The following is a 10303-nucleotide window of genomic DNA, read 5'->3' as shown; positions in this document are numbered from 1 at the left end:
GGGCTGGGGCTGGGCGATCTCGTCGAAGTAGCCCTCGACGATGCGCTCGACGCAGCGCAACTGCCGCCGCAGGACCACGTCGCCCGGGTGCTCGGCCCGCGCCTGTGTCCACTTCTTCGCCAGCGGACTGGTCCACAGCAGGACCACGGGCTCGTTCGTCTCGTCCCGGACGCCACGGCGCCCGATGTACCAGGGCCGGGGTGCCGCGCCGGGTTCCTCCGGCGCGTCGACGCGAGCGAAGACGAGGGACTCGCCGCCGAGCCCTCCGTACGAGGCGGCACGCGCCTCCGCTTCGGCCCGGTTGGCGATGCCGTCCTTGCCGCTCGCCGACGCCGTGGCGGCCGACGTTCCGCTCATCTCGGCCAGCCGCGCGGTGTAGCAGTCGTAGGCGTGGTCCACCGCCTTCTGCTCGACGGCGAGGACCTTGTCCCGAGTGGTGGTGCCCATGTGCGTCCTCCCTGCGGCGTCGAAGGAACACCGCTACGGGCTGACGCCCGTACCCCGCTGAAACAACTATCAGAGACCGGACGGTGACGAACAGTCAGTACAGGATTTCCGGAGGAGTGCGATTCACTTGCACGCCCCTGCGGATCACACACCTGAGCAGTTGGCTACAGGCACGTTCCGGTCATTCGCTCTGGGACCGGTCGAGCAGCAGCCACCCGGCGACCGCCCCGAGGGAAACACCGAGCGGCGGGCGGTACGGCCGTGCGGGAAATGCCGGACAGCGACGATGTGACGCGACCTCCGCCTCGACGTCGCCCCCTGGGAAGCCTCGGGAACCACGCCGACGCGACGGGTGAGCCTCGGCCTCGGGTGCCCCATGCTCGACGGGAGTGACCCCGGACCGCCAGCCCTGCCGCCGGACTGCCGCCCCCCTGCCGCCGGGCGGGCGCGCCCCTGCCGCCGGGCGGGCGGCACCACGCCCAGCCACTCCCACCCGCTACACTGGCCGCGGCGTGCCACACCGCTGGCGCACCGGTTTGCCTTCGTAGCTCAGGGGATAGAGCACCGCTCTCCTAAAGCGGGTGTCGCAGGTTCGAATCCTGCCGGGGGCACAACGCGTTACTGCTCTGACCTGGGGTTTCTCCCCCAGGGAGGGGCCCTATTCGGCCTCGGACTCCTCGTCCGGGGCCGTTTGCGTGAGCGGACGGAGAGTTGATCTCCCGAATACCCCCAAAGACTCCGCACCATCCGGCGGGCTCCGAGCCGTGCGAACATGGCATACTCGAAGTATGGCAACCCGGAAGATCACCATCACCGTGCCGGAAGAGCTGGTGGAATCGATCAAGGAGCGCGTCGACGCGCGCGGGGTATCCGGCTACATCGCGGCCGCCGCCGCTCATCAGGACGCCATGGACCGACTGCGCGAGTTGGCCGAACGCCTCGAAGAAGAGTACGGCGCCGTGACGGAAGACGAGCAGCAAGCAGCGCTGGACCGCATCGCCGCGATGGACGGCTGGCATGACGAGCAGCGATCACACTCGGACGAGGCCGCGTGAGCCGCACCGCCCTAGCGAAACCGCACCGGCCGCGACAGCGCGTCTTCGTGTTCGACTCCGGGGCTCTCTCCAAGGCGGTTCAGGGGGATCGGGAGATGGCTGCGCTGATCAAGACGGCTCCGCGGCTGGACATCCCGATCGTCACCTCGGCACTCACGACCTTGGAGGCATGGGACCCTCGCGAAACGTCGAGGCAGGCACTGTGGAACTGGACGCTGTCCCGGATCCGCATCGTGCACACGGACGACCAGGTGATCGCCATGGCGCGCGACATGCTGAAGGCAGCCGGCCTGCACGGGCACAAGTACGCCATCGACGCCATTCTGGCGGCTGTGGCCGGACGAGAAGCCGTGCAAGGAACTCAGGCAACCGTCTTCACCTCCGACACCGACGACATGAATCAACTCCTCGCGGGACACCCCGTGCGAGTCGAGAAGATCTGACGGAACGCTGCCCGCCTCACTCCGGCAGTTCGCTGGATCAGCATGCGGTCCGGAGTCCGGAGTGGTCCTCGATGCGTGCCGCCTACTTCCGGCGACTCTCCGACTCAGGTCACTGGATCACTCCTCTTCATCTGGCTCTGGTCGACAACGTGCAGTTCCGTTCAGTCGCGAACGTGTCGAATGTGGGCGGTCCGCCGCTTCCCCGAGCCGTCTTCGTACTCGACCGGGGAGCCGGCCATGCGCCACAGCAGGGCAGCGGCAAGAGACAGGCCCTTCCGTCCGGCGGACGGGAGAGCCTTCGTGCGCGCGGCACAGCGCCAGGGCGGGCCAGACCTACCTACGTCTGGCTACTTTTTCTGCGCGCAGTACCGCCTCACTCCTCGGCATCCAGCACTTCGAGCGCGGACGGCACGTCGTCGCGTTTCAGGCGGCGTGCGGGGTGAAGGTGACGCGGGAGTCACCCTCGTCGATAGCCAGGTTCAAGGTGCCGTCCAGGGCCTTGGCCAGGCGTCGCAGCAGCGGGAGAGTAGGTACGGTGTCGCCGCCCTCCATCCTGGACACCTGAGGCTGCGTCATCCCGGCCCGCTCGGCCAGTTCGGTCTGGGACAGGCCGAGCTCGATCCGACGGTCGTAGACCGCCTGCCCGAGATCGCCGGCCAACCGCGCGTCGACGTACTCCTGGTCGTACTCCACCGCTTCACCCGCAAGTTGCCGGGTCCGGCGCGTCCTCCATGTGCTGTGATTCATCAGCTCTCCTTGCGCCGCTCGTATGTGTGCCGGGCATGGTCGTGCTCGGCCTCGCAGACCTTCTGGGCCTGGTGCGCACGCCCGACTTCCGCTGCTTCACGCATCCTCGTCTTACGGAAGACGGTCAGCAGCACGATCCGTTGTCCTGGCGCGAGCCAGTACGGGATGCGTACGGCTTCGCCGTCCAACTCGAAGCGGAGCTCACGTAACTTGCCACCCAGGTGCCGTGAATACGGCTCGCCGAGCGTCGTCGGCTCGTCCAGCAGTCGGTCCGTCTTGTCCTCGACCCGCCGGTAGAGGCGGAACGGAAGCAGCTCCAGCCAATCCCGTACCTCGGGTTCGATCTCGATCTCCCACCGCCCCGTCATGCAATCAACGATATATACCTCCAAATGCATACCGCAAGCCGCCACGGACCTCGGAGCCGCACTGACCCAGACCGCGCTGCCATCTCAACCCGCCCGAAAAGGTCGCTGCCTCCGGCCGACCCAGAACGGATTCGGCACACATGAGGACGGGAAGCCTCGCAAAGGCGTGAGAACTGCCGAGCAGAGTTTTCCCAGGCCAGACAGCTATCAGCAGACGTTTCCGCAGGTCACAGCCCTGCCCAGAGGAAACTCCAGCACGATCCCGTTCGCTTCTGCGCAAACGCGAGGACCTCACAGGGCCGTACGCCGCGCGGCGAAGTTGGTCAACGAGAAGGCCGCCGACCAGCTCCAGACCGCCGCCGTCGCTGCGGATTCCACTGCCGGAGCCGGCCGAGCAGCGAGACCCCCGACGGCACCCCGGCTCCCGCGGCCTTGCTCTCGGCAGGTGCGGCGTTCGGAGGAACCGCGCTGCTCTGCCTGGCCGTGGTGCCGGTAGTCCAACAGCTGCGTCAGCACAGCTCCTCGTAGATCTTGCTGGGCTCGCGTGCATCTCGGGGCGAAGTGAGCGAAGAGGGCATGAGGTCAGCCCGCGGCCGGTCCGGGTCCGTAGTCTGCCTTGAATCCGCCAAGACAGTCCGCGAGATGGGCCAGCCAGCCGCTTGGGGAGTACGGACTGGGTGGGTCGACCTCCATGCCCAGCTCCGCCATCGCAAGGGCGTAGTCGGACTCTTCCAGGGCGAGGGCGAGCAGTTCGTGGAGCTCGCCCGTGAGGCGGATAACCAGATGCCGATCTGTGGTGGCGGTGTAGTCGCGTACGGCCGCGTCGTGGTCGTCGAACTCGTCGGGCATGTCCTGCGAGAACCAACCGCCAAGGAACTGGCCCAGCTCGGGGAAGCGGGCGTGCCACTCCCAATGGGTGCGAGGATCGACCGGGGGCGGGACCTCACCCTCCTCGATCGACCGCTTCAGGTGATCCGCGATCACGAGAAGCCAGTCCTGGATCGCCGATTCGGGCAGACCGACGTCCGGCATGGGGTAGAACTCGCCGAGGCTCAGGCGCAGCCGGCCCGGTGGGTTGCGGGCGTACTCGCGGATCTGCTGTTCGGCCGTGGCCAGGGCCCAGGGGCGGGTGTGCCAGGTGTGGCGCAGGTAGGCCCGGAGGGCTTCGCTCGGCTTGTCCGGCTCGTCGTCAGCAGACATACCGGTGTACGCGCTGATCACCTGGTCCAACTCGCCGTAGCGGCGATCGAACTCGAGCGGTTTCATGGACACGGCGCTGGACCTCTACAGGTAGATCGGGACGGTGGTGAACACGACGAAGCCCTGCGGACGGTTCGGCTCACGCTTGAGGACGACACGCGCCGCGCGCACATCGACGGGCTCGCGTCCGGCGAGCATCATCGCCTGCAGCAGTACGCGGCCGACGGACGCCTCGCGGGAGGGCCAGGCTGCCTCGATGGTGAGGCGGGCGCGGGTGCCCTGGGCGAGCCAGCGGTGGATCTTCTGCTCGTTGGCGGTCACCACCTGCTGGGTGGCCCATTGGGCGGTTTCTCGGTCGGGGTACGTGGCCGAGCGGGTCCGTACGGTCATGACTTCCACTTCAGCTTGCGTCGAACGACCAGATGAGGCCGACTTCCTCACGGGACACGGCGAGCAGTCCGAAGTCCCAGGCGTACTGGGACATCGGCCAGCAGCCGGTGACCTTCTCGTAGAAGTCGGGGTGGCCGCCGTCGTGACGGGTATTCGTGAAAAACTGCGAGCCCTCCGGAAAGCGCGACAGGATCACCTGCGCGTGTTCCTCCATGCCCATCCTGCGGTCGGCGAAGCCGTACTGCCGCGACACGTCCATGCCGTCCGTCGCCAGCATGACGAGCAGCCGTACGACGGCGGACCGCGGGATCTCGAACAGCCGGCTGCGCCACTCCGCGGCCCCGGCCTCATCCGCCGGCGGAACCCGGAACGGGAAGGCGGCGTCCTCCTCCAGTTCCTCTTCTCCCTGCTCGGAATCCCGGCCCCGCCAGCCACGGGGGTCGGCGACCTCGCGGTGCATCACCGCGGCCACGTCGGGCAGCCAGTCCTCGTGTACGCGCGGGCCGACCGCGATGAAGGAGTACCGGTTGCCGAACATGTCCACCGCTGCCGCCCACGCATTGGCATCGAGGTGCGTCTGCGGACCGCCCTGACGCAGGGGCTCGGTTTCGCTGTCCATCGGGGTCTCTCTCACTTGGGCATGGAGCTGAAGACGACGTAGGGCGGGTCGAGGCTCGGGTCGTACATGAGGCGCAGCGACACTCCCTTGGTGTTCTGCACCTCTGTGATCTTCCCGTCGACCAGCGAGGTGCCCCGGCCGGTCACCGTGTCGCCGGCCAAGGGACCTTGCAGCGGAACGGACGCCGTGTTGAACTCCTCCATCGGCTTCGGCGGGTTTCCACTGAGCCACGTGTTGATCTCGTCAGTGTTGTCGCGCAAGGCGTACTGCGTGTACCGCTGAGCGGATTCCATGTCGGCGAACGTGGACGCACCGGGGATCTTGGGAGTCCCGTCCGCCTTGCTCTCGTCTCTCATCCTCTGCAACAGCTGCTCGTCGGTTTTCCCCACATGCTTGTCAAGGGTATGACCGTTCCCCATCCCTTCCGCGGCCGCCAGGTCCACCGAGTACGTGTAGGGGAACTGGCTCTCCGGTAGCTGCCAGCTGTGCTCCTTCTTGAACTCGTTCAGGGAACGCGCACCGAACCCCTGCGCCCGAGCCCGTTCCGCCTGGAACGTGGGCACGCTCAGGAGCGCCTCGTCGAGCTCGAACTCGAGCGTGGCCAGCTTGCCCGCGGCATCGCCGAACGCCTCGTGATAGGCCTCGACTGCCGCGTCCATTGCCGCCTTGTCCATGTGGGACCGGAAGGTCAGGACGACCTCCGCGACCACGAGCCCGACCGCGAGCTTGGTGAGTTCGAACGGATCGAGACCCGTCGTGAGGTCCTTCACCGTCTTCTCCGCGGCCTCCTTGGCCAGGCGCGTGGTCGTCTCGCTGGTCTTCTGGCCCACGTCGGCCAGGTCGTCGAAGAGCTTCTGGACGACGTTTGCGCTCTTGTCGAGAACCTCGATGATCGGGCGCCTGGTGGCGGGGTCCATCTTCCCGTGGGTCTTCCAGCTCCGGGCGCCCTTCTTGGGAGTCACCTCGGCCCGCTGGTCACGGACCTTCCCCCATGCCGTGGTTCCCCAGATCGTCTGGCAGAAAGCCTTCATTGCGGCCTGCCATTCACCGTTGCCCGTGGGGTCGGTGATGTAGGAGATCGCGTCCGTGAAGTCGTCCGCCGCCTTCTTCACGTCCTTGGAGGCCTCCCGCCAGGCCCCGGCGATGTCGCGGAATTCCTCTTCCTTGACGCCCGGCGTGATCTCGTGGACGCGGCCGAGTCGCAGCCCTTCGTCGACCACGGGTTTCATGATGAACATGAGGAAGTCCGGGACTTCTCCGAGGATTCCAGAAATCGCCCACGAGTCGTGGTATTCGCCCTCCCCCCGCCACGTCAGGTCGTTCGGCGGACCGTACTTGGGCGCGGTGGTGATCACCGTTGGAGGCTGTTTCTCCTCCGGTGGCTCGCCCTTGCCCTTGCTCGCCGCCCAGTCCGCCTGCACGTAGTTGTTCGCGGTCTGGGTGAGGCCCACCGCCACACCGCCTACCGCCACCACGCTCTTCGCCCAGAGTTCCAGGAACTTCCCGGCGACGATGCCGTACCGATCGGCGAAGGAGTCCGCGCCCCAGCCCGTTCCCGCGGACTGGCTGTACTTGTCCAGCGTGTCCGTCAGCGTCTTCGCCTGCTTGTCGTAGTCGAACTGGCCGTCCCGCACGACGAGCGAGGTGAAGTAGAGATGCTGAGGCTGCACGTCGAAGCGGCCCACCCCTTGGCCGGGTGGCGCGGTCCTGGCCTGGTCCCGCTCCCGCTCCCGCTGTTTGTCCGAGGGCAGATCAGCCATCAGGCTGCACCCCAACCCCGCAGTACCGCCCGGTGCGCCGCCGCGTAGTTGATCTCCCCGTTGACCACGACGTCGTGCAGCCACGCCTGGGCTGCCTGAAGATCCGCTGCGGACCGACCCCACTCATCCAGCTTGTCGATGAACACCTCGCGGGCTTCGCCCTCCCAGCTCAGGACCACTTTCTCCGCGCGGCGGTAGAGCAGGTCCAGCTGCTCGTTGAGGTGCTTGAGAATGTCCTCAAGGTCTCCGGAAAGGTTCTGCAGAGCGTCGAGAAGTCGACGGTTATGCGGTCGTCGTCCACCATGCTTCTCCGTTCCGAGGCTGAAGTCGTCGGTCGGCGTATGAGCCATCAGAGGTCGGAGAGGCTGCTGCGCGGCGCGGCGGGTACCTCTGCGTTCGGCGTCGACAGCGCGTCCGCTTCGCGTTCCACGTCCGTCTTGACCTGGATCTTCCGTAGCTGCGCCATGACCTCCAGGTCATGCTCCGAGAACCCGTCCCGGCTCAACCGCACGGCTTGTTCAACAGCCTGGATGATCATGCGGATGCGTACGGCGTCCTCAGCCGCGCCCCGGTGGAGGTCCCGGTAGGCACGGGCGGCAGGTCCCTGCCAACCTGCCTCGATCCGGTCGACGATCGCGTCCATGCGTCGGACCTGCTTGTCCAGGTGGTCCTGCATACCGTAGAGATCACCGGCCAGGTCCGTCAGCCGGTCGTCCTGTACCCGAAGCCGAGGCTGTTCACCCGCGCCGCTCATCACATCCCCCGCTTTGTGGTCACCAACGCCGCTAGTCGGCCCGCCACTTGACATATTCGCATCACCCTAACAACTTCACTTCAAGCCATGGCAGCAGCAAGTCCTTCCCTGCATGTACGGTCGCGCGCCCGGAGCGGATCGTGATGAGGCAGCTTTCAACTCTCGCTGCCAGGTGGCTGCCCTCCGGTGGCTAGGCAGCCGGGCGACCCGGCCCAGGTAACTGAGGGCTGCGGTATCGGCGCGGCCAGCCGTGATTGACGACAACCCCGACCGCGTGACCAAGGGCAGTGGCCGCCGGCGGAGCACACGTGCGCCTGATCGGCCGGCGCACTCGCCGTCGTGGCCGATGCGAGTGCAGACCGGTGGTCAGCCGCGGTTGAGGCCCATCTCGCCCGCGCGTAGTCCGGCCTGGAATCGGGAGCCCGCGTCGAGGGTGACCAGCAGTTCGGCTACCCGGCGGCGGTAGGTGCACAGCGACATGCCGAGTTCGCGTGGGGCTGTCTCGTCGGTGGTGCCGGAGGACAGGGTGCGCAGAACCCTTGCGGTTGGGGCGTCGATCCGGGGCCATTCTCCGACCTGGTCCGCGTGCCCTACGCCGACGCCATGCTCGTCCCGCTGCCGGCCGGCCTCGACCCGGTCGCCATGGCCTCGGCCAGTGACGACTGGTCCCTGGCCTGGCGCCTGATCGCCCCGCACCTCAGGACCCGTCCCGGAGCACGCGTCCTGGTCGTCGCCCGCGGCAGCACCGGCCTGTACGTCTGCGACATCGCCCGCGCCCTCGGCGCCTCCGAAGTGCTCTACGTCGACCCCGACCCCGAACACCGCACCCTGGCCCGCGCCTTCGGAGCCGCCACGGCCGAAGCCCTGGACCCGATCCCCCAGGGCGGCGGCTCCGCCGGCGGGAGGAACTCCTCGTGGTCCCGCGGGGACCGCTGGATGCGGGCGACGGTCGCAGGCAGCCGGTGCCGCGCCATGTCATGGGCGGCCTCGGCGAGACGAGGTGGTCCAGGGGTCCGGGACGCACTCGATCCTGGACATCGTCCGGGTCGTCGGGCCCGACGACACTTGGACCACGACACGGTGGAGCCCGTGGCCGCGGAGGAGGCCCGCGAGCTGCTGGGGACCGCGAAGCCGGCCCGCGCCCACGTCAAGGACTTCGACGTCGTTCCCCGGTCGCGGTGGGTCGGGCGGTGCGCCGCTGCACGACGACTCGGGCACTCCCCGGGAGATCTGCCTGTGGGCACTCCGGCGACTGAGGCCTCATCCGTTCTCCCGGCTCACGCCTCTCCCGGCTCACGCCTCTCCAGGCTCACGCCTCTCCAAGCTCACGCCCGCCTCGCGTCGTACTCCTCGCGGGCCCGTTCCACCGCCGGCATGCGTTCGTCCACCCATTGGGCCAGAGCACGGACCTGTTCGGCGGCCTCGCGGCCGAGGGGGGTGAGGGAGTAGTCGACGCGGGGCGGGATCACGGGCTTGGCGTCGCGGTGGATCAGGCCGTCGCGTTCCAGCGTCTGCAGGCTCTGGGTCAGCATCTTCTCGCTGACCTTGCCGATCGTGCGGCGCAGCTCGCTGAAGCGGTACGAGCGGTCCAGCAGCGCGATCAGGATCAGGTTGCCCCAGCGGCTGGTGACGTGTTCCAGGACCAGGCGATGGGGACACGCGCCGTCGCCGCCCTCGCTGCGGACACGGTCCACGAACGTCATGCCGCTCGCTTCCATGGCCGTACCCGCGCCTGCGCCTGTGCCCATGCCCGTACCCATCCTTACACCGTACTCCGAGGGCGGTACTTTCGGAGAGTTAGTGCCATGCCCGCCGCGGTCAGCGCCAGCACGAGGACGCCCGGACTGACGCAGTCGGGGACGGTGTCGCTCGCGCAGCTGCCGCTGCTGGACGTCTCTCACGCCGACGACGCCGGGCCACGACGCCGGGAGCCGATTGCCGCGCTCGGGCCATCCGCTGTCCCGACGTCCCGACGTTACGCTGCCCGCATGGGGAAAGCCGCAGGTGAGCAGATGGGCGTCGTGACCGCGCTGGTGAGGTCGACGTTCCTCGTCAACGCCGTGTACGCGGAGGCGAGCCGTGCCTACGGCATCACTCCGCAACAGGGTCAGCTGCTGTGCGTGCTGATGCCGCAGCCGTACGGCATGAGCGAGCTGGGCGACATGCTGGGGCTCGCCAAGTCGAGCCTGACCGGGCTGGTGGACCGGACGGTGCAGCGGGGGCTGGTGCGGCGCGAGGGTGATCCGCGGGACCGGCGGGCCGTGCGGGTCGGGCTGACCGAGGAGGGGGAGCGACTGGCGCACGAGTTCTACGAGGAGACGTGCCGACGCGTGGAGACCCTCCCCGCGGGGCTCACCGCGAACGAGCGCGACCGGCTGGCCGCGCTCCTCGCCCGGGTCGTCCTCGACAACAAGGTCCCCGAGGTGTTCTCCGAGCCCGAGGCCTAGCCGACGGCCTTCCCTGCACGCCACCCCTCCCACCGAGGTCTGGCCGACGGCCTCCCCCTGCACACCACCCCTC

Annotated in this window: 11 protein-coding genes, 1 tRNA gene and 4 pseudogenes; 5 read left to right on the top strand and 11 right to left on the bottom strand. The window is 68.1% G+C overall.

The window, feature by feature from the left end; translation table 11 throughout:
* Positions 1-447: pseudogene (locus P1P75_RS35335) on the bottom strand (ATP-dependent DNA helicase); the annotation flags it as partial.
* A gap of 538 nt (positions 448-985) precedes the next feature.
* On the opposite strand from P1P75_RS35335, the gene P1P75_RS35330 reads away from it, so the two are divergent.
* The 3 genes from P1P75_RS35330 to P1P75_RS35320 all read left to right on the top strand — a co-directional run bounded on the left by P1P75_RS35330 (position 986) and on the right by P1P75_RS35320 (position 1945).
* Positions 986-1058: transfer RNA gene (locus P1P75_RS35330), tRNA-Arg, on the top strand.
* A 177-nt stretch (positions 1059-1235) separates the two neighbouring features.
* A complete protein-coding gene (locus tag P1P75_RS35325) occupies positions 1236-1502 on the top strand; it encodes a hypothetical protein (protein ID WP_319263215.1) in 267 nt (88 codons plus the stop codon).
* Entirely contained in the window at positions 1499-1945 is a 447-nt protein-coding gene (locus P1P75_RS35320; protein ID WP_319263213.1) for a hypothetical protein, read from the top strand. Before P1P75_RS35325 ends, P1P75_RS35320 begins: the two co-directional genes overlap by 4 nt.
* 423 nt (positions 1946-2368) lie before the next feature.
* Here the strand turns inward: P1P75_RS35320 and P1P75_RS35315 are convergent, their stop codons facing one another.
* From P1P75_RS35315 to P1P75_RS35275, 9 genes and pseudogenes are all read right to left on the bottom strand, one after another.
* Positions 2369-2692: a helix-turn-helix transcriptional regulator gene (locus tag P1P75_RS35315; protein ID WP_319263211.1), complete on the bottom strand. Its 324-nt coding sequence runs from the start codon at positions 2690-2692 to the stop codon at positions 2369-2371.
* Positions 2692-3060 (bottom strand): type II toxin-antitoxin system RelE/ParE family toxin, encoded by a 369-nt coding sequence (locus P1P75_RS35310; RefSeq protein ID WP_319263209.1) that lies wholly within the window; start codon positions 3058-3060, stop codon positions 2692-2694. The genes P1P75_RS35315 and P1P75_RS35310 overlap by 1 nt, the downstream gene beginning before the upstream one ends.
* A gap of 582 nt (positions 3061-3642) precedes the next feature.
* Complete coding sequence (locus P1P75_RS35305) at positions 3643-4332, bottom strand: contact-dependent growth inhibition system immunity protein (protein ID WP_319263207.1); 690 nt, start codon at positions 4330-4332, stop codon at positions 3643-3645.
* Between the two features lie 12 nt (positions 4333-4344).
* Positions 4345-4650 carry an RNase A-like domain-containing protein gene (locus P1P75_RS35300; RefSeq protein WP_319263205.1) on the bottom strand — a complete coding sequence of 102 codons (306 nt, stop codon included), beginning with the start codon at positions 4648-4650 and terminating at the stop codon, positions 4345-4347.
* Between the two features lie 10 nt (positions 4651-4660).
* The gene (locus P1P75_RS35295) at positions 4661-5269 is read right to left on the bottom strand and encodes a hypothetical protein (RefSeq protein WP_319263204.1); all 609 of its coding nucleotides are present in this window, start codon (positions 5267-5269) and stop codon (positions 4661-4663) included.
* A gap of 11 nt (positions 5270-5280) precedes the next feature.
* Positions 5281-7029 carry an RNase A-like domain-containing protein gene (locus tag P1P75_RS35290; protein WP_319263202.1) on the bottom strand — a complete coding sequence of 583 codons (1749 nt, stop codon included), beginning with the start codon at positions 7027-7029 and terminating at the stop codon, positions 5281-5283.
* Positions 7029-7333, bottom strand: a pseudogene (locus P1P75_RS35285) (WXG100 family type VII secretion target). The gene P1P75_RS35290 and the pseudogene P1P75_RS35285 overlap by 1 nt, the downstream one beginning before the upstream one ends.
* A 45-nt stretch (positions 7334-7378) precedes the next feature.
* Positions 7379-7783: a WXG100 family type VII secretion target gene (locus P1P75_RS35280; RefSeq protein WP_319263201.1), complete on the bottom strand. Its 405-nt coding sequence runs from the start codon at positions 7781-7783 to the stop codon at positions 7379-7381.
* A gap of 366 nt (positions 7784-8149) precedes the next feature.
* A pseudogene (locus P1P75_RS35275) lies at positions 8150-8320 on the bottom strand (DNA-binding response regulator); the annotation flags it as partial.
* A 30-nt stretch (positions 8321-8350) separates the two neighbouring features.
* On the opposite strand from P1P75_RS35275, the pseudogene P1P75_RS35270 reads away from it, so the two are divergent.
* Positions 8351-8662, top strand: a pseudogene (locus tag P1P75_RS35270) (dehydrogenase); the annotation flags it as partial.
* Positions 8663-9108: 446 nt separating this feature from the next.
* Here the strand turns inward: P1P75_RS35270 and P1P75_RS35265 are convergent.
* Positions 9109-9486, bottom strand: coding sequence for a helix-turn-helix domain-containing protein (locus P1P75_RS35265; RefSeq protein WP_086771247.1), 378 nt, complete (start codon positions 9484-9486; stop codon positions 9109-9111).
* A gap of 309 nt (positions 9487-9795) precedes the next feature.
* Here P1P75_RS35265 and P1P75_RS35260 point away from each other — a divergent pair, with 309 nt between their 5' ends.
* Positions 9796-10230 (top strand): MarR family transcriptional regulator, encoded by a 435-nt coding sequence (locus tag P1P75_RS35260; protein ID WP_319263217.1) that lies wholly within the window; start codon positions 9796-9798, stop codon positions 10228-10230.
* The last annotated feature ends 73 nt before the right edge of the window (positions 10231-10303 follow it).

Source organism: Streptomyces sp. ID05-39B, assembly GCF_033794725.1.
Taxonomy (GTDB): Bacteria; Actinomycetota; Actinomycetes; order Streptomycetales; family Streptomycetaceae; genus Streptomyces; species Streptomyces bobili.
Note: the sequence above shows the minus strand (reverse complement) of the source record. Positions and strands in the feature narration are given on the sequence as shown.

Excerpts from the sequence above, each read along its gene's own strand:
- P1P75_RS35325 (WP_319263215.1), top strand. The coding sequence starts at position 1,236 with ATGGCAACCCGGAAGATCACCATCACCGTGCCGGAAGAGCTGGTGGAA.
- P1P75_RS35315 (WP_319263211.1), bottom strand. The coding sequence starts at position 2,692 with ATGAATCACAGCACATGGAGGACGCGCCGGACCCGGCAACTTGCGGGT.
- P1P75_RS35310 (WP_319263209.1), bottom strand. The coding sequence starts at position 3,060 with ATGACGGGGCGGTGGGAGATCGAGATCGAACCCGAGGTACGGGATTGG.
- P1P75_RS35300 (WP_319263205.1), bottom strand. The coding sequence starts at position 4,650 with ATGACCGTACGGACCCGCTCGGCCACGTACCCCGACCGAGAAACCGCC.
- P1P75_RS35295 (WP_319263204.1), bottom strand. The coding sequence starts at position 5,269 with ATGGACAGCGAAACCGAGCCCCTGCGTCAGGGCGGTCCGCAGACGCAC.
- P1P75_RS35290 (WP_319263202.1), bottom strand. The coding sequence starts at position 7,029 with ATGGCTGATCTGCCCTCGGACAAACAGCGGGAGCGGGAGCGGGACCAG.
- P1P75_RS35280 (WP_319263201.1), bottom strand. The coding sequence starts at position 7,783 with ATGAGCGGCGCGGGTGAACAGCCTCGGCTTCGGGTACAGGACGACCGG.
- P1P75_RS35265 (WP_086771247.1), bottom strand. The coding sequence starts at position 9,486 with ATGACGTTCGTGGACCGTGTCCGCAGCGAGGGCGGCGACGGCGCGTGT.
- P1P75_RS35260 (WP_319263217.1), top strand. The coding sequence starts at position 9,796 with ATGGGCGTCGTGACCGCGCTGGTGAGGTCGACGTTCCTCGTCAACGCC.